This window comes from uncultured Veillonella sp., from assembly GCF_938010505.1.
Classification (GTDB): Bacteria; Bacillota; Negativicutes; order Veillonellales; family Veillonellaceae; genus Veillonella.
Genome location: NZ_CALLVP010000070.1, coordinates 1 through 21,288 on the forward strand (window position 1 = coordinate 1; position 21,288 = coordinate 21,288).

The following is a 21,288-nucleotide window of genomic DNA, read 5'->3' on the forward strand; positions in this document are numbered from 1 at the left end:
CCGTATTAGTAACGCAAATTGCGGGCATTTTAGCAAGACGTATCGTATCTTGGACGGACCTAGATAGCGAACTTGAACGCGGTCAATTGTATGGGATGATTAAGTTCGGTTCCTGTACTGAGCTCTATATGGATAAGGATGTAGAGTTATTCGTGGAGAAAGGTCAACATATTACTGGCGGTGATACTGTTATCGGGAGGTTGCGTCATGAATAAATCTATTATTCCAAATTTGTTTACAAGTGCAAATTTAGCCTTTGGTGTTCTTGGTATCACCTTATCTGCTACGGGTAATACTTTCTGTGCTGCTATATGTATATTGTTATCCCTAGTAGCAGATGGCTTAGATGGTCGCGTAGCAAGAGCCTTAGACGTTGCCGGTCCAATGGGCCGTGAATTAGATTCTTTGTCTGATGTAGTGGGATTCGGTGTAGCACCTGCTTACATGCTCTATATGAAAGAATTGTACGGTTTAGGTTGGGTTGCGTATGTGCCATTATTAGCATTTGCAGTACTTGGTGCATTTCGTTTAGCGCGTTTTAATATTAAAACTGACGAAGTTCATGGTTATTTTGAAGGTTTACCAATTCCAGCCGCAGGTTGCTTAGCAGCGACTTATGTATTGTGTGGAGTATCAGTACCTCAATTCGTATTGGTATTTTGCATGATTGGTGTAGGCTTCCTAATGGTTAGTGAAATTAAATATCCTGACTTTAAAGGTAAAAGTGCGATTTATATCAATAAACTTTCTATTGTACTTACATCCATCTTTGTTATAGCTTGTCTCGTGTATGATTGGCATACCTGGGCTGTTATGATTTTTGCAGGCTATGTGATGTTTGGGCTCATTAATGGAGCTTTAAATATAGTACGTAAATAGATGTGTGGAGGAGAATAGTATGAATTACCTACTGGATCTACTACTGATCCCTATGCAGGTAATAATCGTTATATATACGGTTTATTATTTTATACTCGCCGTTGTTGGTATGTGGCGGTCGCGAGTACATAAAAACTATACCCCTAAAAATTCCTTTGCCATCGTTGTATGTGCTCATAATGAGGAAGCCGTTGTTGGTGAGTTAGTAAAAAACTTACGTAGCTTAGATTATCCAGATGAGCTTTATGATATTTTTGTAGTAGCCGATAACTGTAAAGATAAAACTGCGGAAGTAGCAAGTGCTGCTGGCGCTAATGTGCATGTGCGTGAAAATAAACAAGAGGTTGGTAAAGGTTATGCTATGGGGTGGATGTTTGATCGGGTAGAACAAATGGATCGCAAATATGATGCTTTCCTTGTCTTCGATGCCGACAATTTAGTACATCCCCAATTTATGTTAGAAATGAATGATCATCTTGAAAAAGGTGAGTCTGTAATTCAAGGTTATTTAAATTCTAAAAACCCAACTGACTCTTGGGTAGCTGGTACGTTCTCTATCGCTTTCTGGATGGTAAACCATATGTGGCATTTAGCAAAATACCGTATTGGTTTATCTACGGCTTTAGGTGGCACAGGTATGTGTATACGTACATCTATTATTCGAGAATATGGTTGGGATTGCAATAGCTTGACCGAGGATATGGAGTTTTCTATGAAACTACTGACTCATGGTATCCGTACTTGTTGGGGTCATGATGCTATTGTATATGATGAGAAGGTTACGACTATGATGGCCTCTTGTAGACAGCGTTTACGTTGGGCGCAAGGTCAATTTGATTGTGCAGGTCGATATATTCCTAAATTATTTGCTACTGGTATCAAGACTGGGAATATTATGATTTTGGATGGCATATTCCAAGTGAGTCAACCTTATTTCTTGTTGTTAACAACTATATATTTGGTACTCTCTTACATCAATGCGTATACTCCAATCTATACAAATATTTTGTATCAAATTATGCCTATGTCTGTGTGGACAATTATAGGTGTGGGGCAATACTTATTCCCGCTAATCGTATTATTGAAAATCAAGGTACCACCAAAGATTTGGTTCTATTATTTACTATATCCATTATTCGTATATTCTTGGATTCCAGTAAATATCCTAGGTTGGTTCCGCCGTCATAATAAAGTATGGTCTCATACAGTTCATACGAGAGCCGTTGGTTTAGATGATGTTAAATTAACACGTATGGGCAATATGAATAAAAATAAAAAATAGAATCTGTAGGTGTAACTATGCATATTTTAATGTGTAATGATGATGGTATTTTAGCAGATGGTTTACGACATCTTGCATCGTACTTAAGTCAATATTATCGAATTACCGTTGTAGCACCTGCCAATGAGCAAAGTGCTAAATCCCATGCATTGACGACTGAGGTTCCATTGAAGCTAGATGCGTACAATGGCGAGGATGAAAACCCTCGTCTTTATGCTCTAACGGGAACACCGTCCGATTGTATGAAATTTGGTCTCAGTTATTTGTTGACTGATGACATGCCTGATCTTGTTATCTCTGGCATTAATCATGGTTTTAACTTAGGCTCCGATGTATTGTATTCTGGTACTGTTTCAGCGGCTATGGAAAGTTGTTTCTACGGTATCCCAGGCTTAGCATTATCTGTTGAGCGATATTCTGCTGAACGGGGCGATGAAATGCATCCATTCATACATGAATTGATTGAAAAAATTTATGTAAAAGGTCAGTTTAGTGGTTTATTAAATGTGAACTTTCCATTACGTGGGGCTTGCGATTGGGACCATTTTAAAATGGTGAGTCAAGGTTTGCAAACCTATAGCAATATCATCGAGGCTCGTATTAATTCAAGAGGACAGGATTACTATTGGTTAGCTGGTGAGCTAGATTATGGTGCTGAAAGTGTTCCCACTGATGTAGAATTTGCTCGTAAAGGGTATATCACTGGGGTTGCACTTACTTGGAAGCAACAATGTGATACCGACATGAAAGCGGTTCAGAATATTTTAGATAAAATATAAAAAATATGTTGACATTGCTTAGGGATGTCTGTATAATAACAAATGTTCCGAGACGCCGGAGTGGCGGAATGGCAGACGCACTTGACTCAAAATCAAGCGGGTAACACCGTGTGGGTTCAAGTCCCACCTCCGGCACCAACATTAGGCGGTAAGACTTTTGTCTTACCGCCTATTTTTATATTTATGAATTTATATACCATAATATACATTTTTAATTTCATGAGGTGACATTATGGATCAAGGTGTAATTGATTATATTGCAAATGTATTTGATATTCCTAAACTTACTCAGCATGTTAGCTCAGTACAGATGCCATTACCATTATCTCGATTAGCAGAGATCCCATTGGATGGCTCAGTTAATCAGTGCCAAGGATTTTGTTACAATTCTAAAAAAGACGTTTTTGCCTTAGCTTGTATTAATTCAGATAATACAAAGCAAATTGTATATGAAATTAATCCTAAAACTTTTACAGTTGTTGCAAAGTACGAGTATAGTCATAAAAATTTATTAGGTCATATGAATACGTTAACCTACAATGCCATTAATAATCGTTATTATACAACAAATGCTGTTGTAGATGGATACAGCCTTACTCCTATTGAAGCGGACAGTATGATTGTTGAAGCGCCTATTAGACTAAAGGAAAAAGTTTTTAATTTTGCTTATGATAAAGAACGTAATGAGTATGTTTCAATTGTACCTTTAACAAACTCTCATCGCACAATTAATTACTACGATTCTAACTTTAATCGTATTCGCACCTATAAAATTGATGCGAATCATACAAACTTAAATAATAATGGTGCTTATGCCACTAATGGAAATACTATATTTACAACTTTAACAACCTTTGTTTATGTGGATGAAGAGGGGGTTGTTAAAAATATTAGCCCTTATGCTTCTGGGATGGAAGTAGAGGATATGGATTATCGTAATGGTCAAATGTATATGGCTGTAAATCGCAAAGGAAAAGTTGAAATTTACAGCTTGCCTAGTTTACCATTTTCTGTAAACGTCTAGATATTATCAATATTTTTATCCCTTTTATAAGTGTATAATAATAGTGTTAGGGTATTTTAGGAGCTATTATGAAATTAGGGAATGATATTATAGAAATTGGCCGCATACGTCAAGCTATAGAGAAATCAAGCTTATTTCAAGAGCGTGTTTATACGCCTCATGAGATTGAATATTGTAAAAGCCGAAATAAAGGCTGTTATGAATCCTTTGCTGGAATATATGCTGCAAAAGAGGCTTTCATTAAAGCTTTGGGAACAGGGATGCGTTATGGATCATGGCAAGATATAGAAATTTACCATGATGAATGGGGAGCACCCTTGATTCGCTTACAAGATACTTTTAAAGATATTTACGAAAAATCAGGTTATACTGATATTCATGTGTCTATTAGTCATTGCAAGGAATACGCAATGAGTACAGTCATACTTGAAGGAGCATAAGATGAATATTTTAACAACTGAAGATGCTCAATTTATAGATCAAGAGGTTCCTAAGCAATTAGGGGTCTCTTTAGAAATCCTCATGGAAAATGCTGGACGTGGTATTGTAGATGCTTTATGGGGCCAATATGACTTATTTTCTCTAGATAATGCTCGTTCTATAAATAGCTTTGTTCTGTTTATATGTGGGACAGGAAACAATGGAGCAGATGGTCTTGTAGCGGCTCGTCATCTGATGGAGCAAGGTGTACCAGTACAAATTGCACTGGTAGGAGATAAAAGCAAGTGTAGTGAGCTTTTTGCAATGCAACTTGAGCGTTGTGAAGCTATGGGTTGTATCATCGATATGTATGATGAATTCAATGATTGGTCCAATGTAGCCATCGCGGTGGAAGGCATCATGGGAACAGGCTTAACTGGAAGGTTAAGAGACTTGACCATCGATATATTGCATGATATTGATACTATGCGTAGTCAGTATAATTTTGATTTGTGGGCTATTGATGTACCTGCTGGCTTAGATGCTACTACTGGTCAAATAGCGGAAGGCACATTGACCTATGATTATACTGTTACTTTTGGAGCTATCAAGCAAGGTTTATTATTATATCCTGGAAAGGCTGTAGGTGGGATTGCTGTGGTCGCTCCATTGGGAGCTCCTTGGCAACAAGTACTTGGCGAACAGGCTAAAACTATAACCATCGATTCTGATTTAGCCGAAAAGATTATCAACTACCGCATTCCAATAGCACATAAAGGCGTTAATGGGAATACCTTAATTATTGGTGGATCAAATGATATGATAGGCGCCCCTATTTTAGCTGCTGAAGCAGCAGTTCATACCGGTGCTGGTAAGGTATCATTAGCGGTGCCAAAAATTATTAAGTCGATTGTACAAAGTCGTATCATACCTGAAGTAATGATTACTTCTATAGAAAATGATGAAGTGCTTTGTGAAGGTCGTCAAGTCGTTGCTATCGGTCCAGGTTTAGGTCGTACTTGTGAAATTCCTATTTTAGTAGACAATATTTTAGATGCTTATGAAGGAGCTTTAGTATTAGATGCTGATGCTTTGTATGCATTAGGACATGTTGGTAGTGTTAATAAAGATGCTTTGCGAGATGGAGATACTAAGTCTGCATATACAGTGGAAAGAGAACTTCCATATTGTGTAATGACACCTCATTTAGGTGAATTTAGTAGACTTATTGATTTACCTATTAAATGGATTGAGCGTCATTACATCACATTGGCTAGAGAATTTGCTAAGGCTCATCAAGTTGTTCTTGTACTAAAAGGGATTCCTTCAATTGTGGCATCACCTGATGGAACAGTGTATGTAAATACTATCGGTAATGCAGGTATGGGTACTGGCGGCATGGGAGATGTGCTGACCGGTGTAATTGCTGGTTTTATAAGTCAAGGTTATTCTTTACAAGATAGTGCTGTTCTTGGAGTGTATATACATAGTCGTAGTGCAGATATTTTGAATGAAACAAAGAGTTGGGGTTACACTCCGAGTGATGTCAGTACTTCTTTAGGCTGTGTTATTAGTGAATTGTTGGGAGATTAAGAATGACAAATATAATACAACGCTTTATAGCTTTCTTGCTAGTATTATGTATTCCTATCTTCGCTATTGCAGGATGCACAAATAAGGATGTAGCAAATGCAGCAAATCAGGTAGCCACTAATGCTAATGGGGCTTACTCTATCGATACTAAGACGACTACTCCTGAAGGTAAGCTAGATGTATATATGCTAGATATTGGTCAGGGAGATGCTATATTGCTTAAGGTAGGCGATGAGTATAGCATGATTGATACTGGTGATATAGAGCATCGTGAAAATATTGTAGCCCAACTTAAAGCTATGGGTGTAACGAAGTTAAAGCATATTATTATCACGCATCCTCATGCTGATCATATGGGTGGTTTTTATGCTATTGCAAAGGCTATGCCTATCGAACATGTATATGATGATGGTATTGCCGTTGATAATAATATGTATAAAACTTATGAAAAGTGGATTGAGAAAAATAAAATTCAAAGATCTACTTTGCGAAGTGGAGATGTAGTTGATTTTGGGCATGGTGCTGTATTTGTAGTATATGCTCCCTGGGCTGAGCCTTTAACCGATAAAAAAGGGGAGCCTGATCTTAATAATAACTCCATTGTAGGTAAATTAATCTTTGGTAAATTTTCTATGCTCTTTACTGGTGATGCTGAATTACAAGAAGAGAAAAAACTTGTTAAAGAGCAGAATTCCAGGTTGTTTTCCCGTGTTCTCAAGGTAGGGCATCACGGTTCTCGTACAAGTAGCTCTGAAGATTTTTTGAGATCTATTAAACCAGAAAGTGCATTAATTTCAAATGGCATGTATAATAAGTATGGTCATCCGCACGATGTAACATTACGTCGTTTGCAGGAAAACAATATTGCTATTTACCGTACGGATACGATGGGACGTATTCACATTAGTGCGGATGGGAATGAATGGCAAATTACAACTGAACGTTAGTTTCAATTACTTATCACAAAAAATAATTTTATGCAACTGTTTTTTGTATATTCTGTATAAGGTCTTTGTATAGTAATATGTGTAATCGGCATACTAATCTTCATGTTTGTATGAAATAATCCATTTATAATCTAACATTAGTTTATGGATAGATTGGAACGATGAGATTTTGATAGATAAAAATATCATCGACTCATCTCTATGGTTTGGACACTATGTATGTCAGTTAGATTGGAGTGAATGTATTGCGTAAACTATTTTTTATGTGCCTTGCAGTCTTGATGGCGATACCTTTATTATTGACTCAAGCAAAGGCAGCTAATCTTGAAGATGCTCGATGGGTGACGAGAACAGATGCGCCTGTACCATATGTTCGTATGGTTATGGACTTATCAGCGCCTGTAAAAGCATCGGCTTCGATTAGCAAAGATGGGAAAACCACGACTGTTACCTTAAAGAACACAAAGCTAAAAACAGCGAAAGATAACATTTCTATGGACTCAGCTATTGCTAACTCTGCTAAACTTTCACAAGATGGCAGAGATGTTAAGGTAACAATCAAAACACCTTCATCTATTGATACTAGTGATGTAAAGGTATTTTCCTTGAAAAAAGATACGGTTAATAAGAAACCGTATCGTATCGTTGTTGATGTTCAGAAAAAAGGTGTTGCAGCTAAGCCTGCTAACTATGGCAAAAAGCCATCTCAATCTGCACATCCAGCAAAAATTGTGCCTAAAGGATCTGGCAAATACTCAACTAGTGGTGGTTTGTCTGGTAAGACAATTACTATTGACCCAGGGCATGGTGGTAGTGACTCTGGTGCTATTGGACCGCGTGGTGTACAAGAGAAAAACATTACGTTACCAATTTCTATGAATTTGAAAAAAGCTCTAGAAAGTCGTGGCGCTAAAGTACTTATGACTCGTACTACTGATGTAGACGTATATGGTCCTAATGCAAGCGGTGTTGATGAATTAGGTGCTCGTGTAAATGTAGCTAACCGAAGCAATTCTGATGCTCTTGTAAGCGTTCATATCAACGCATTTAATAATCCTAGCGTTGGTGGGATTGCAACATACTACTATAGCAAAACAGGTAACGATGCTCGATTAGCACAAAAAGTACAATCTCAAATTGCTAACACACCAGGTTTCAATGGTGATCGTGGCATTCAAGAAGGTAACTTATACGTATTGAGACATTCTAATATGCCTGCAATTCTTGTAGAACTTGGTTTTATTTCTAACCCTAATGAGGAACGTGTTCTACAATCTCCTCAAACACAAGAAGATTTTGCTAATCGTATTGCAAATGGTATTGCTAATTACTTTGGAGGTTAATCGATGAAATTACGTAAACAAGTTCTGTCGATTCTCTGTGTAGGTATGCTGGTATTTGTAGCGGGTTGTACACCTGAACAAGCTCCTACAACAGGTAAAAGTGAACCTGCGCAAGAGACGAAAGTTAATAAGGATGCTGAAACAAGTAAAGTATCTCAAGAAAAAGTTAAGATGGTCTTCTTTGTTCCTACAGAAGATGGTTCTGGGGTAAAACAAACTACCGTTGAGATGGAGGCGAATAAAGTTACGCCTAAAGCAGCTCTTTTAGCGATGTTAAATGCCGATAGAGCACAAAAATATCCAGTGTTCTCTAAGGATATTGAAATTACATCTGTTACTGTAAAAGATGGCATTGCTTCTGTTGAAGTAAATGATGCATTCATAAAGGGTAACGGAGGAGATTTAACTGTTAAGTTACAAATGGCTGCCATTGTAAATACATTGACATCCTTTGATAATATTAATGGTGTTTTATTCGTCAATAATGGTAAAAAGGTGCCAACTGTAGGCTCCTTTGATACTAAAGAGCCTGTTAAGAGAATGACGAATCTAATAAAAAAATAATTCCTTTAGGAACATTTATAGCAGATAGTTGTTATATCAACTATCTGCTATTTTTGTTGTCTTTTATATATGTTACAATACAATAAGTATAATAATCGGAAACTAGGTGATCAGATGCAATTAAAAGATGTTGGGGAATTTAATTTCATTCGTCAAATTCAAGATAACACGATTTATAATCCTAATACTGTAGTGTACGGTATTGGTGATGATTGCGCTATTTATAAAACTGAACAAAATACAGAGCAATTGATAAGCACTGACACAATGGTAGAAGGTATTCATTTTAGCTTTCACTATATGACGCCCTATGATGTAGGGTATCGGCTTATGACGGCTAATTTAAGTGATGTTGCGGCTATGGGTGGCATTCCTAGACAAATTGTATTATCTCTTGCCGTACCAGACCATATTGATACAGCAATTCTTGATGATATTTATAGGGGGATTAAAGATCAATGTATGCGGTATCAACTTAATATATTGGGTGGAGATACGGTACGTACGGAAGGCCCCATGGTTTGGACCGTAACAATTATCGGAGAAGTTCCTAAAGGTACTGCGGTTATGCGAAGTGGTGCGAAAGTAGGAGACGTTGTCGGCCTTACAAACTATGTAGGTTATGCAGCTACAGGTTTAGGTGCGTTATCATATAATTTAGTAGGCTATGATATGACCAAAGTGGGGCATCAACGTCCTGAACCACAGATTGAATTGGGGCAAAAATTACGAGAGCTTGGTATCCATAGTATGAATGATATTAGTGATGGACTAGGTAGTGAATTGAATGAAATTGCTACAGCTAGTAATGTATCCATTGTAATCGAAGAACAAGCACTTCCTCTACACGAGGAGACTTACGCATTAGCTAAGCATTTACAAACTAATCCAGTAGATTATGCTTTGTATGGTGGTGAAGACTTTCAGTTAGTCTTTACAGCACCAAAATCATTACTTTCGGAATTGAAGAAGTTAGCAGGCATTACGTTGATTGGAGAAGTTTTATCTGGCCCTCCTCGGGTTCAAATGGTAACACCTGATAAAACGATTAAGGCCATAGAAGCGAAAGGATATAATCATTTTCATGAAGGATAAGGTTCAGGTCCAATTAGAGACTCATACAGTAGAAGATACAAAACAATTTGGCCAACTATTAGGCGAATGGGTTAAACATAATGGGGAGCCTCTTTGCATAGCCTTAATTGGTGACTTGGGGACAGGGAAAACACATTTGTCGCAAGGTATTGCAAAGGGCTTTGGAGTTACTGAAGAAATTACAAGTCCCACCTTTGCTATCATGAATACCTATGATGTGAATAGAACTCATTTATATCATTTTGACGTATATCGCTTGGAAGATGTTAGTGAACTGGAAAATATTGGCTTCTATGAATATACAGAAGAATGCGTATCCATTGTAGAATGGGCCGATAAATTCCCTCATGAATTACCTGATGAAACGTTATTGATTTATTTAACGCGCATTGACGATACAAGCCGTTCCATTACGTTAGCTAGTGATTACCTTACAGCAGATGATTTAGTAGAAATAGGAGGCCCATATGTGGTTGGGAATTGAGACGAGCTCACTCGTGTCGAGTGTGGCTTTAATGGATGAAAGTTGCCTAATTGGGGAATTGACCATTCAAGCTGGATTGACGCATTCTGAGCAGTTGGTACCTCATATTGATATGTTATTACGAGCTTCTCAGGTTGAAAAAAGTGAATTAAAAGGTATTATGGTCAGCATTGGACCTGGTTCTTTTACAGGTTTACGGATTGGTATGGGGACAGCTAAAGCTATGGCTTATGCCTTACAAATTCCTTTATATGGCGTAATGACCATGGACAGTTTAGCTCGTAATGTAGCTTATACGGACCGCACGATTTGTACCGTTATTGATGCTCAAAAGAAACATGTCTACGCAGGTATCTACAAATATGATGGTAATGAATTAGTTTGCAAAGAGGAGCCTTTTGTCATTGCTGCTAATGATTTATTAGATCGACTCCGAGCATCTGAAGAACATGTGGTATTCCTTGGGGATGGCGTTAAGCGAATAGAGAAGCTACTAGATGAAAGTGATACAAATTTAACGATTTTAGATATATCGCAACGTATTCCAAAAGCTAGTTCTCTATTACTGGCTGGCCGTAGATTGGTAGTCTCTGAAGAGAGTTCTGACCCTATGGATATGGTTCCTTATTATATTCGACGCTCAGAAGCAGAAGTGTTATGGGAAGAACGCCATAAAAATAATCCTGAAATATTAAAACAAAATCCTACAGTTGTAGTTACTGAGGCAGCAGGAGCAGAATAATGGAGATTCGTTTAGCTACAATAGATGATGCTCAAGCTATTTATGCTATTGAACAGCAGTCTTTTTCTGTTCCTTGGAGTTTAGAATCTGTTTTTGCTGAGTTAGAAGGAGCATCAAATAAATTATATATGGTAATTTGTGAGGAGAATCAAATTATTGGATATGCAGGTGTTTGGCTCGTATACGATGAAGGTCAAATCACAAATATTGCCATTATTCCTTCCGCACGAGGTAAGGGATACGGATTAAAACTTACAAAACAATTAATAGATGAATGTTTTACGAGAGGTATGCATGAAATTTTTTTAGAAGTGCGCATATCTAATCTAGCAGCATTGGCTATGTATAGAAATTTAGGATTTTCTGTAAAAGGAATTCGTAAAGATTATTATTCAGAGCCTACGGAAGATGCTTATATTATGTCTCTCGTTTCAGAGGAAATAGAATGAGTATATACACATTAGCCTTGGAAAGTAGCTGTGACGAAACCTCTGCTTCTGTCCTTAAGGACGGGCGCACCGTTTTGTCTAATGTTATTTCAAGCCAAGTGCCAATACATAGAAAATTTGGTGGCGTTGTACCTGAAATTGCATCACGTCATCACATAGAACAAGTAATACCCGTTATAGACCAAGCATTACGTGACGCGAATGTGACTTTACAAGATATCGATCATATTGGTGTTACTTATGGGCCAGGTCTTGTGGGAGCCCTATTAGTTGGAGTGGCAGCAGCAAAGGGACTATCCTTTGCTACAGGGATTCCCTTGGTGCCGGTTCATCATATGGAAGGTCATATTTTTGCTAACTTTTTAGCTAATCCGAAACTGGAACCTCCGTTTTTAAGTCTCGTTGTTTCTGGTGGTCATACCATGTTAGTACATGTAAAAGGATATGAAGAATTTGATATTCTTGGTCAAACACGAGACGATGCGGCAGGTGAAGCCTTTGATAAGATTGCACGGGTTATGGGTTTCCCTTATCCAGGTGGACCTCATATCGATGCCCTTGCTGCAGAAGGTAATCCAGAGGCTATTGAGTTTCCAAAGGCTTTAAGTGAACCTGGTAATTTTGAATTTAGCTTTAGTGGCTTAAAATCTGCTGTTCTAAACTATTTAAATAGTAAACAACAAAAAAATGAGCCTATCACTCAAGCTGATGTGGCGGCATCATTCCAGAACGCTATCGTTGACGTACTAGTAGAAAAGACAAAAGATGCAGCCCATACATTAGGTGAAAGTCGTATTACCATCGCTGGCGGTGTATCGGCTAATAAAGGATTACAAAAGGCTTTAGAAGCTATGTGTGTAGAAGAAGGTTTTACTTATTACAAGCCACATAAAATATTGTCTACTGATAATGCGGCCATGATTGGGTGCCGAGCTTACTATATGGCACAGGCTGGTAAATTCGCCGATTTAACATTGAATGCAAAGCCAAGTGTTGAAATTGGTTACGCATCTTGGAAAGAGGATTAATTGTGGATATTGGTCAAGATATTTTAAATAGAACACCATTAGGACCATTACAAACCTCATTACTTGAGCATATTAGTAAACTTATATCCTTTGGCGAGTCTTTAACTCGTCAAAGGATACAGATTTTTACACCCCTACTAGAGACAGGACAAAGTGAGAGACCACAACAATGTGCAGATATGCTATGCATAGAACGCAGTGAACAAGGTGTTATTACACGAACAGTAAAAGGAAGTCATATGTGGTCTACCATGATAGAATGTGGTCAGCCACTTATCGGAGTAGAACATCAACAGCGTCAACATGTCTTTCCTATTGTTGATAATGGGGGACGGATTATTGGAGGCCTTTCCTTTACGGTATTGCCATCTATTTCTTCTAAGCAATACGATCAAGAGTATGTTTTATCTGATACGATGCAGCGCCTTATGTTAACGGCCACTGAAGAGCAGATGCAGGTTTACGAACCTATGTCATACTTTGATGGATTAATCATTTTTGATGATGCTAATAAAATAATATATGCTAACGATGCAGCTATGAAGTTGGTTGATGTGTTAGGTTTTGACCGTCGTTTGGTAGGTTCATCTATTTATAGCAGTACATTAAAAATGTCTGCAATACAACAAGTATTATCTGATAGAAGTATACTTACTAATGAAGAAATTTATCAAGATATGGTAATTCGTCAGCATATGATTCCTATTGCTATGGGGCGTAATGAAACGCGTTGCTTCTTAGTGCTTCATGATTGTACGCGTGAAAGTAAGCAACAACAAGAATTATTAGTAAAAAATTCGATTATCAAAGAGGTTCATCATCGAGTTAAAAATAACTTACAAACTGTAGCTGGTTTATTGCGGATGGAAGCGAGACGCTCCAGTTTGCCAGAGGTGAAGCTAGCACTGCAAGAAGGGATTAACCGTATTGAAAGTATGGCTCTTGTTCACGATATAGTGTCCCATTACGATGAGGATTATATTGGTATACGATCGATCTACGATGAATTATGTCGATTGTTGCGTATGAGTATGGTGCGACAAGACCAAGAGGTTACTTTTACTTACAGTGGCGAAGACATATTAATCTCCTCTCATATGGCAAGTTATGTATCTCTCATAATCAATGAATTGATCAGTAATAGCTTAGAACATGGTTTAGATGGTAGAAATGGTCAAATTCATCTGACTGTAACGGATATAAACGGGAGTATCGAACTAGCTTTTTACGATAATGGTAAAGGATTGCCTAGCAATTTTTCTTTCATATCTAATAAACGTCTAGGTCTAACTATTATTAATAATTTAGTTACTCACGAATTGAAAGGTAGTTTATCCATAGAAAATACTAGTACAGGTGTATTGGTAACGATACATATGAAGAAGGAGGCATAAATGCGCGTTTTAATCGTGGATGATGAATCTCTAATACGTATGGATCTGCGAGATATTATTGAATCTTGTGGTCATGAAGTTGTAGCAGAGGGGACAAATGGTGTTGAAGCTATAGAACTCTGTAAAAAATATAAGCCAGATATTCTTTTGATGGATGTTAAAATGCCTGAATTAGATGGCATTGAGGCGGCGCGTCAAATTGGCTTTCATCATGAAGCACCTGTAGTATTACTAACAAGTTATAGTCAACAAGATTTAATCGATAAGGCTCGTGAATCTGGTGTATACGGTTATTTGATTAAACCGGTACGGGAGGAACAATTAGTTCCTACCTTAGAGATGGCTTTAGGTCGCTATAAAAGTGATGCTCAGTTGCGCGAAAAGATGGCTGAATTAGAACAGTCTTTAGAAGATCGTAAAATCATACAAAAGGGGACTGGTGTATTAATGGCACTATATTCCATATCCGAAGATGAGGCTTATAATCGCATCCGCACCTTAAGTATGAATAAACAAATGTCTATTATAGAAACTTGTAATCTCATCATAAAACAAGCTAATAATTCAAATAAAATCTAAAAAGTCAAAAAATCAAAATTAATACTTGCAATTATTTTAACATCGGTTATAATAATACTTGTAATTAGCACTCGATGAGTTAGAGTGCTAATAAATTATAGAAAATATCTAGTAAATAAGGAGTGACATCATATGTTAAAACCATTAGCTGACCGCGTTCTTATCCGTTTAGAAGCAAAAGAAGAAAAAACTAAAAGTGGTATTTTCCTTCCAGATACAGCAAAAGAAAAACCTCAAGAAGGTGTAGTTGTAGCTGTAGGTGCTGGTAAAGTATATGACAATGGTCAACGTGTAGCTCCAGAAGTTAAAGTTGGCGATACTGTTATGTTCGCTAAATATGCTGGTAGCGAATTAGAAATCGATGGCGCTACTCACTTGATTATTAGTGAACGCGATATTTTAGCAGTACTATAATAGCTAATTTGTAGTCTTATATGACTATAAACACTGATGATACATTTTATATTGCCTAAGGGCACATATATTTCGTTACATTGGATAGTGTTACTATCTAGGAGGTAATACATATGGCAAAAGAAATCTTGTTTAATGAAGAAGCTCGTCGCGCGTTAGGTCGTGGCGTTGATCAATTGGCAGATGCTGTTAAGGTTACATTGGGTCCAAAAGGTCGTAATGTTGTATTGGATAAAAAATTCGGTTCCCCAACAATTACAAATGATGGTGTAACTATTGCTCGTGATATTGAACTTCCAGATCCATTTGAAAACATGGGTGCTCAATTGGTAAAAGAAGTTGCTACTAAAACTAATGACGTAGCAGGTGACGGTACTACTACCGCAACTGTATTGGCACAAGCTATGATTCAAGAAGGTATGCGCAATGTAGCGGCTGGTGCAAATCCAATGATCTTGAAAAAAGGCATTGAAACAGCGGTTAAAACATTGGTTGAAGAAATCAAAAAACGTTCTATTAAAGTTTCTGGTAAAGCTGAAATCGCTCAAGTTGCTAGCGTATCTGCTGCCGACGAAGAAATCGGTGGTTTGATTGCTGAAGCCATGGAAAAAGTAGGCAACGATGGTGTTATCACTGTCGAAGAGTCTAAAGGCTTACAAACTGCATTAAACGTAGTAGAAGGTATGCAATTTGACCGTGGTTATATCTCTCCTTACATGGTAACTGATCCTGATCGCATGGAAGCAGTTATGGATAATCCGTTCATTTTGATTACTGATCGTAAAATCAGTGCTATTGCTGACATGTTGCCAACACTTGAAAAAGTGGTAAAAGTGGGTAAAGAACTTCTTATCATCGCAGAAGATGTTGAAGGCGAAGCATTGGCTACATTGGTAGTAAACCGTTTACGTGGTACATTTAAAGCTGTAGCCGTTAAAGCTCCAGGCTTCGGTGATCGTCGTAAAGCTATGCTTGAAGATATCGCTATCTTAACTGGCGGTACAGTAATCACTGAAGATATGGGCCGTAAACTTGATTCTGTAGAACTTGAAGATCTTGGTACAGCTCGTCAAGTTCGCATCACTAAAGATGAAACTACAATTATCGACGGTGCAGGCGATAAAGAAGTAATCGCTAAACGCGTTAACCAAATCCGTGCACAAGTTGAAGAAACAACTTCCGAATTTGATCGTGAAAAATTACAAGAACGCCTTGCTAAATTGTCCGGTGGTGTTGCAGTTATCGAAGTAGGTGCTGCTACAGAAGTTGAAATGAAAGATAAAAAACTTCGCATCGAAGATGCATTGAATGCAACTCGCGCTGCCGTTGAAGAAGGTATCGTAGCTGGTGGTGGTACTACTTTCATCGATATCATCCCTGCATTGAATACATTGGAAGCTACTGGTGATGTCCAAACTGGTATCAACCTTGTAAAACGCGCTGTAGAAGAACCACTTCGCCAAATTGCTTACAATGCTGGCCTTGAAGGTTCTGTTGTAGTAGAAAAAGTTAAACATACAGATTCCGGTATCGGTTTCAACGCATTGACTGAAGAATACATCGATATGGTGAAAGCTGGTATCGTTGACCCTGCAAAAGTTACTCGATCTGCGCTTCAAAATGCAGCATCCATTGCATCTCTTGTATTGACTACTGAAACAATCGTAGCTGATAAAGTGGATGAAAATGCTGCAGTTCCTGCAATGCCTCCAATGGGTGGCATGGGCGGTATGATGTAATCAACTGCTTAGAACTTAATATATAAAATATATATAATAATCCTAATGAATGTAAGTTTTATAGTCTCACATTCATTAGGATTATTTTTTTACTAATCTAGCGATTTAATAATATTATTATGGCATAATATTATTAACTATAATTTTCTTTAGATGCTTTTCTTTAAGCTATTTTGTATATGTATGATTACATCGATAAAATTGATTTTGTATACAATTTATGGTATAATTCTATAGAATTTAATAGTGAGTCTTATTGACATAGTAATTCTTCAATAGTATAATTAATGTATCGAATTTGTTCGATTTATAGAATTAAATGAAAGAAGAATCACTATGTTGAACTTTATTTTTAAAAGTAAACCTAATTATGTTAATTTTGGCTTATTAGTTTATCGCTTAGCATTGGGGATTTCCATGTTTTATCATGGCTATTTAAAATGGCTTAGCGGATCTCAAGGGCTTTACAAAGTAGGTACTATGTTGGCACCTTTAGGCGTATCTGGTGGTTATGAGATGCTTGGAACAATTGCGGCACTTTCTGAAATGATTGGTGGCATTCTCATTGCACTAGGATTATTTACACGCATTGGCGCTATTCTAATTGTAGGTACTTTAGCAACTGCAACTATTGTGAATTTGAATGGTAGTTTCTTTAGCTGGGATTACCCATCTCAATTGGGCTTTGGTGCACTTATGTTGTTCTTTGTTGGCGCTGGTCGCTTTAGCTTAGATAAAGCTTTGTTTAAATAATTAGGAAATTAGGATAAAAGACTCATCGCTTGATGAGTCTTTTATTTATATAGAAAGGTTATCATGAACACAAAAACAGTTCCGTTTACAGCAGAACAATTAGAAAACATTATTGCTCAGTATCCAACTCCGTTCCATATTTATGATGAAGAGGGAATTATTGAAAATATGAAATCTTTTCTTCATGCATTTTCTTGGAATAAGGGTTTCAAGCAATACTTTGCAGTAAAAGCAACACCAAACCCATATATCATGCGGTTATTACAAAAACTTGGAGTTGGTGCAGACTGTTCTTCCTTAGCAGAGTTAATTTTATGTGAAAAAGTAGGTATTACTGGACATGATATTATGTTCACATCTAATGACACACCTTATGTGGAGTATAAAAAAGCAATAGAGCTAGGTGCTATTATCAATCTTGATGATTTTACGCATATTGAATACTTAGAAAAACATCATGGCTCTTTACCTGATACATTTTGTGTACGTTATAATCCAGGCTCTTTAAAAGAGGGCGGAAATACGATTATTGGTATTCCGGAAGAAGCTAAATACGGTATGACTCGAGACCAAGTGTTTGAAGCTTTTAAACAATTACAAGCTAAAGGTGTAAAACACTTTGGCATTCATACGATGGTTGTTTCTAACGAACTCGACATTAATAGTTTAGTGGGTACTGCAGAAATCTGCTTTAACCTAGCTGTAGATATTAAAAATGAACTTGGCATCATTGTTGATTTCATTGATCTTGGTGGTGGTGTAGGTGTTGCGTATAAACCTGAAGATACTCCAGTGGATTTCGCTGTGCTTGGTAAACGAGTAGAAGAAGTATATAATAACATCCTTATAGCTAATGGACTTAATGATGTAGCATTGGCATATGAATGTGGTCGTATGGTGACTGGTCCATTTGGATATATTGTTTCCACAGCTATTCACAAAAAAGATATTTATCGTCATTACATTGGTCTTGATGCTTGTATGGCGGATCTTATGCGTCCAGCTTTGTATGGTTCTTACCATCACATATCAGTAATGGGGAAAGAAAATGCTCCTAAAGATCATGTATATGATGTAACTGGTTCCTTATGTGAAAATAACGATAAGTTTGCGATTCAACGTGAATTGCCAAAAATTGATATGGGAGATCGAGTTATCATTCATGATACCGGTGCACATGGTCATTCTATGGGTTTCAATTATAATGGTAAATTGCGTTCTGCGGAGTTACTGTTACATAAAGATGGTTCTGTTACACAAATTCGTCGTGCAGAAACCTATGATGATTTGTTTGGAACGCTAGATTTTTCTAACCTATAATTTAATATTGAGAATTAAATAGATTGAGAATGAATATTAATAAATACCTATCAATATATGTAATACTTGATATTCTTTTAATTCCTATATATTTTAGTAGGAATATCTTGCTATCATTTAGATAAGAATGTATAATGATTGTAGATTGTTATGCACATACTTGCTAAGTTGGCGAGAAATACGGCGGTATTCACGTTAGTGCGTACCGCCTTTTTATATGTGTCAGTATATACGTTTTACATAAATCGTGTGTGTGTTTCCTATGGTTACATACAAATAAAAAGGAGTGAACATTTTGGCTGAATTACTTCAGATAAAAGATTTAAAGGTATCCGTTGAAGAGAAACAAATCTTGAAAGGTATCGACTTAACAATTAATAAGGGTGAAATTCACGTAGTAATGGGTACTAATGGTGCTGGTAAATCTACACTTGCTAATGCAATCATGGGTAACTCTACATATACAATTGATAGCGGTTCTATCATTTTTGATGGTAAGGACATTACGGAAGATGCAGTGAATGATCGTGCGAAAGCAGGTATTTTCATGTCCTTCCAGCATCCAATCTCTATCCCTGGTATCACTGTAGAAAACTTCATTCGTACAGCTAAATCCACAATTACTGGTGAAAACGTACGTGCATTGTCTTTCAAAAAAGAATTGAAAGAAAAAATGGATGAATTATCTTTTGATGCATCTTATGCACAACGTTATGTAAATGAAGGCTTCTCTGGTGGCGAACGCAAGAAGAATGAAATTCTTCAAATGTCCATTTTGAATCCTAAATTGGCTATTCTAGACGAGACTGATTCTGGTCTTGACGTAGATGCGGTTCGTATCGTATCCGAAGGTGTACAACGTTTCCACAACGAAGAAAACGCTGTATTGATCATCACTCACCACAACCAAATCTTACAAAAACTAAAACCTGACTTTGTTCATGTATTGATTAACGGTAAGATCGTTAAAACTGGTGATGCTTCTCTTGTACGTGAAATCGAAGAAAAAGGTTACGACGCATACAAAGCATTAGCATAGGAGGCACAATGGAAGAAAGAAAGAAAACCCAAGTCGCGGATATGGACCGTGGTGTCTACGATATTAAGAATGACTTTGAATATTCTTATATTGCTGATGCTGGTTTAACAGAAGACATTATCCGTGAGATTTGGTCTAATAAAAATGAACCTGAATGGATGCTCGACTTCCGTTTGAAATCTTTAGAAATCTACAACCGTATGGGTATTCCAAATTGGATCCCTGATATTTCTGGCTTAGATATGGCGAATATTCACACCTATGTTAAGCCAAAAGTAGATATGAAAGAAAACTGGGATGAAGTTCCAGAAGAAATTAAAAGCACTTTTGATCGTTTAGGGATTCCAGAAGCGGAAAAAACATCCCTTGCAGGTGTGGGTGCTCAGTATGACTCTGAGGTTGTTTATCACAGCATTCAAGAAGATCTTGTTAAACAAGGTGTTATCTACACTGATATTGAAACAGCTCTTCATGAGCATGAAGAAATCGTAAAAAAATACTGGATGACATTGATTCCTCCAACTGACCATAAATGGGCGGCTCTTCATGGTGCCGTTTGGTCTGGCGGTTCCTTCGTATATGTACCGGCTGGCGTACAAGTAGAGATTCCATTGCAATCTTACTTCCGCTTAAATGCACCAGGTGCAGGTCAGTTTGAACATACGATGATCATCGTAGAAGAAGGTGCTAAATTGCACTTTATCGAAGGTTGCTCTGCTCCTAAATACGACGTATCTAACCTCCATGCAGGTGCCGTTGAATTGTTCGTAAAAGATAATGCTACATTGCGTTATTCTACAATTGAAAACTGGTCTAAAAATATGTACAACCTTAACACAAAACGTTGTGTTGTAGGTAAAGGTGGTACTATCGAGTGGGTATCTGGTTCCTTCGGTTCTAAAGTATCTTGCTTGTATCCAATGAGTATCCTCAATGGTGAAGGCGCACATGCTGAATTTACAGGCGTAACATTCGCTGGTGAAGGTCAGTTCCTTGATACAGGTTGTAAAGTGGTTCATAATGCACCGTATACAACAAGTAATGTAAACTCTAAATCCATTTCTAAATCTGGTGGTGCAGCTATCTACCGTGGTCTTTTGAAAATTGGTCCAAAAGCTGAGCATGCTAAAGCAACAGTTTCTTGTGAATCCTTGATGCTTGATGCTGAGTCTCAATCCGATACAATTCCAGCAATTATCGTAGAAAACGATAATGTGGATTTAGGTCATGAAGCTAAAATCGGTCGTATCTCCGATGAAGCTATTTTTTATCTCATGACTCGTGGTATCAGCGAAGAAGAAGCTCGTGCAATGCTAGTTCGTGGTTTCGTAGAGCCAATCTCTAAAGAATTGCCACTTGAATATGCAGTAGAAATGAACAATCTAATCAATCTTGAATTAGAAGGTTCTATCGGTTAAGGA

General features: G+C 37.3%; 23 protein-coding genes and 1 tRNA gene. All 24 read left to right on the plus strand.

Annotated features, from left to right (window positions below):
* Nucleotides 1-215 (plus strand): phosphatidylserine decarboxylase (locus tag Q0507_RS03990; RefSeq protein ID WP_298712755.1); only part of this gene is annotated, 215 nt, incomplete at its 5' end.
* Entirely contained in the window at nucleotides 208-879 is a 672-nt protein-coding gene (gene pssA, locus Q0507_RS03995; RefSeq protein WP_298712758.1) for a CDP-diacylglycerol--serine O-phosphatidyltransferase, read from the plus strand. The genes Q0507_RS03990 and pssA, both read left to right, overlap by 8 nt.
* 19 nt (nucleotides 880-898) lie before the next feature.
* The gene (locus Q0507_RS04000; RefSeq protein WP_298712761.1) at nucleotides 899-2,161 is read left to right on the plus strand and encodes a glycosyltransferase family 2 protein; all 1,263 of its coding nucleotides are present in this window, start codon (nucleotides 899-901) and stop codon (nucleotides 2,159-2,161) included.
* A gap of 17 nt (nucleotides 2,162-2,178) precedes the next feature.
* Nucleotides 2,179-2,940: a 5'/3'-nucleotidase SurE gene (gene surE / locus Q0507_RS04005; RefSeq protein WP_298712763.1), complete on the plus strand. Its 762-nt coding sequence runs from the start codon at nucleotides 2,179-2,181 to the stop codon at nucleotides 2,938-2,940.
* Nucleotides 2,941-2,994: 54 nt separating this feature from the next.
* Nucleotides 2,995-3,078 (plus strand) — tRNA-Leu (locus Q0507_RS04010).
* A gap of 94 nt (nucleotides 3,079-3,172) precedes the next feature.
* Complete coding sequence (locus tag Q0507_RS04015) at nucleotides 3,173-3,964, plus strand: hypothetical protein (RefSeq protein WP_298712766.1); 792 nt, start codon at nucleotides 3,173-3,175, stop codon at nucleotides 3,962-3,964.
* A gap of 68 nt (nucleotides 3,965-4,032) precedes the next feature.
* Entirely contained in the window at nucleotides 4,033-4,404 is a 372-nt protein-coding gene (gene acpS, locus Q0507_RS04020) for a holo-ACP synthase (protein ID WP_298712769.1), read from the plus strand.
* A 1-nt stretch (nucleotide 4,405) separates the two neighbouring features.
* Complete coding sequence (locus tag Q0507_RS04025; protein ID WP_298712772.1) at nucleotides 4,406-5,977, plus strand: NAD(P)H-hydrate dehydratase; 1,572 nt, start codon at nucleotides 4,406-4,408, stop codon at nucleotides 5,975-5,977.
* Between the two features lie 2 nt (nucleotides 5,978-5,979).
* Complete coding sequence (locus tag Q0507_RS04030) at nucleotides 5,980-6,924, plus strand: ComEC/Rec2 family competence protein (protein ID WP_298712775.1); 945 nt, start codon at nucleotides 5,980-5,982, stop codon at nucleotides 6,922-6,924.
* A 245-nt stretch (nucleotides 6,925-7,169) separates the two neighbouring features.
* Nucleotides 7,170-8,267 carry an N-acetylmuramoyl-L-alanine amidase gene (locus tag Q0507_RS04035; RefSeq protein ID WP_298712778.1) on the plus strand — a complete coding sequence of 366 codons (1,098 nt, stop codon included), beginning with the start codon at nucleotides 7,170-7,172 and terminating at the stop codon, nucleotides 8,265-8,267.
* A 3-nt stretch (nucleotides 8,268-8,270) separates the two neighbouring features.
* Entirely contained in the window at nucleotides 8,271-8,831 is a 561-nt protein-coding gene (locus Q0507_RS04040; RefSeq protein WP_298712781.1) for a GerMN domain-containing protein, read from the plus strand.
* Between the two features lie 114 nt (nucleotides 8,832-8,945).
* Complete coding sequence (gene thiL, locus Q0507_RS04045) at nucleotides 8,946-9,926, plus strand: thiamine-phosphate kinase (protein ID WP_298712784.1); 981 nt, start codon at nucleotides 8,946-8,948, stop codon at nucleotides 9,924-9,926.
* Complete coding sequence (gene tsaE, locus Q0507_RS04050) at nucleotides 9,916-10,410, plus strand: tRNA (adenosine(37)-N6)-threonylcarbamoyltransferase complex ATPase subunit type 1 TsaE (RefSeq protein ID WP_298712787.1); 495 nt, start codon at nucleotides 9,916-9,918, stop codon at nucleotides 10,408-10,410. The genes thiL and tsaE overlap by 11 nt, the downstream gene beginning before the upstream one ends.
* A complete protein-coding gene (gene tsaB, locus Q0507_RS04055) occupies nucleotides 10,394-11,152 on the plus strand; it encodes a tRNA (adenosine(37)-N6)-threonylcarbamoyltransferase complex dimerization subunit type 1 TsaB (RefSeq protein WP_298712790.1) in 759 nt (252 codons plus the stop codon). Before tsaE ends, tsaB begins: the two co-directional genes overlap by 17 nt.
* Nucleotides 11,152-11,601 carry a ribosomal protein S18-alanine N-acetyltransferase gene (gene rimI, locus Q0507_RS04060; RefSeq protein ID WP_298712793.1) on the plus strand — a complete coding sequence of 150 codons (450 nt, stop codon included), beginning with the start codon at nucleotides 11,152-11,154 and terminating at the stop codon, nucleotides 11,599-11,601. Before tsaB ends, rimI begins: the two co-directional genes overlap by 1 nt.
* Nucleotides 11,598-12,629, plus strand: a complete 1,032-nt coding sequence (gene tsaD / locus Q0507_RS04065; RefSeq protein ID WP_298712796.1) for a tRNA (adenosine(37)-N6)-threonylcarbamoyltransferase complex transferase subunit TsaD — start codon at nucleotides 11,598-11,600, stop codon at nucleotides 12,627-12,629. Before rimI ends, tsaD begins: the two co-directional genes overlap by 4 nt.
* 2 nt (nucleotides 12,630-12,631) lie before the next feature.
* Nucleotides 12,632-14,023 (plus strand): sensor histidine kinase, encoded by a 1,392-nt coding sequence (locus Q0507_RS04070; protein ID WP_298712799.1) that lies wholly within the window; start codon nucleotides 12,632-12,634, stop codon nucleotides 14,021-14,023.
* The gene (locus tag Q0507_RS04075) at nucleotides 14,024-14,602 is read left to right on the plus strand and encodes an ANTAR domain-containing response regulator (RefSeq protein WP_298712801.1); all 579 of its coding nucleotides are present in this window, start codon (nucleotides 14,024-14,026) and stop codon (nucleotides 14,600-14,602) included.
* Nucleotides 14,603-14,734: 132 nt separating this feature from the next.
* Nucleotides 14,735-15,016: a co-chaperone GroES gene (groES, locus tag Q0507_RS04080; protein WP_004696047.1), complete on the plus strand. Its 282-nt coding sequence runs from the start codon at nucleotides 14,735-14,737 to the stop codon at nucleotides 15,014-15,016.
* Nucleotides 15,017-15,129: 113 nt separating this feature from the next.
* Nucleotides 15,130-16,755, plus strand: coding sequence for a chaperonin GroEL (gene groL, locus Q0507_RS04085; RefSeq protein ID WP_298712804.1), 1,626 nt, complete (start codon nucleotides 15,130-15,132; stop codon nucleotides 16,753-16,755).
* A gap of 336 nt (nucleotides 16,756-17,091) precedes the next feature.
* Complete coding sequence (locus Q0507_RS04090; RefSeq protein WP_298712807.1) at nucleotides 17,092-17,508, plus strand: DoxX family protein; 417 nt, start codon at nucleotides 17,092-17,094, stop codon at nucleotides 17,506-17,508.
* 63 nt (nucleotides 17,509-17,571) lie between these two features.
* Nucleotides 17,572-18,828, plus strand: coding sequence for a diaminopimelate decarboxylase (locus Q0507_RS04095; protein ID WP_298712810.1), 1,257 nt, complete (start codon nucleotides 17,572-17,574; stop codon nucleotides 18,826-18,828).
* 295 nt (nucleotides 18,829-19,123) lie between these two features.
* On the plus strand, nucleotides 19,124-19,867 hold the full coding sequence (gene sufC, locus Q0507_RS04100; RefSeq protein WP_298712813.1) for a Fe-S cluster assembly ATPase SufC: 744 nt from the start codon (nucleotides 19,124-19,126) through the stop codon (nucleotides 19,865-19,867).
* Between the two features lie 8 nt (nucleotides 19,868-19,875).
* Nucleotides 19,876-21,285: a Fe-S cluster assembly protein SufB gene (gene sufB, locus Q0507_RS04105; RefSeq protein WP_298712816.1), complete on the plus strand. Its 1,410-nt coding sequence runs from the start codon at nucleotides 19,876-19,878 to the stop codon at nucleotides 21,283-21,285.
* Nucleotides 21,286-21,288 lie beyond the last annotated feature (3 nt).

Coding starts and splice junctions, on each gene's coding strand:
- pssA (WP_298712758.1), top strand. CDS start 208: ATGAATAAATCTATTATTCCAAATTTGTTTACAAGTGCAAATTTAGCC.
- Q0507_RS04000 (WP_298712761.1), top strand. CDS start 899: ATGAATTACCTACTGGATCTACTACTGATCCCTATGCAGGTAATAATC.
- surE (WP_298712763.1), top strand. CDS start 2,179: ATGCATATTTTAATGTGTAATGATGATGGTATTTTAGCAGATGGTTTA.
- Q0507_RS04015 (WP_298712766.1), top strand. CDS start 3,173: ATGGATCAAGGTGTAATTGATTATATTGCAAATGTATTTGATATTCCT.
- acpS (WP_298712769.1), top strand. CDS start 4,033: ATGAAATTAGGGAATGATATTATAGAAATTGGCCGCATACGTCAAGCT.
- Q0507_RS04025 (WP_298712772.1), top strand. CDS start 4,406: ATGAATATTTTAACAACTGAAGATGCTCAATTTATAGATCAAGAGGTT.
- Q0507_RS04030 (WP_298712775.1), top strand. CDS start 5,980: ATGACAAATATAATACAACGCTTTATAGCTTTCTTGCTAGTATTATGT.
- Q0507_RS04040 (WP_298712781.1), top strand. CDS start 8,271: ATGAAATTACGTAAACAAGTTCTGTCGATTCTCTGTGTAGGTATGCTG.
- thiL (WP_298712784.1), top strand. CDS start 8,946: ATGCAATTAAAAGATGTTGGGGAATTTAATTTCATTCGTCAAATTCAA.
- tsaE (WP_298712787.1), top strand. CDS start 9,916: ATGAAGGATAAGGTTCAGGTCCAATTAGAGACTCATACAGTAGAAGAT.
- tsaB (WP_298712790.1), top strand. CDS start 10,394: ATGTGGTTGGGAATTGAGACGAGCTCACTCGTGTCGAGTGTGGCTTTA.
- rimI (WP_298712793.1), top strand. CDS start 11,152: ATGGAGATTCGTTTAGCTACAATAGATGATGCTCAAGCTATTTATGCT.
- tsaD (WP_298712796.1), top strand. CDS start 11,598: ATGAGTATATACACATTAGCCTTGGAAAGTAGCTGTGACGAAACCTCT.
- Q0507_RS04075 (WP_298712801.1), top strand. CDS start 14,024: ATGCGCGTTTTAATCGTGGATGATGAATCTCTAATACGTATGGATCTG.
- groES (WP_004696047.1), top strand. CDS start 14,735: ATGTTAAAACCATTAGCTGACCGCGTTCTTATCCGTTTAGAAGCAAAA.
- groL (WP_298712804.1), top strand. CDS start 15,130: ATGGCAAAAGAAATCTTGTTTAATGAAGAAGCTCGTCGCGCGTTAGGT.
- Q0507_RS04090 (WP_298712807.1), top strand. CDS start 17,092: ATGTTGAACTTTATTTTTAAAAGTAAACCTAATTATGTTAATTTTGGC.
- Q0507_RS04095 (WP_298712810.1), top strand. CDS start 17,572: ATGAACACAAAAACAGTTCCGTTTACAGCAGAACAATTAGAAAACATT.
- sufB (WP_298712816.1), top strand. CDS start 19,876: ATGGAAGAAAGAAAGAAAACCCAAGTCGCGGATATGGACCGTGGTGTC.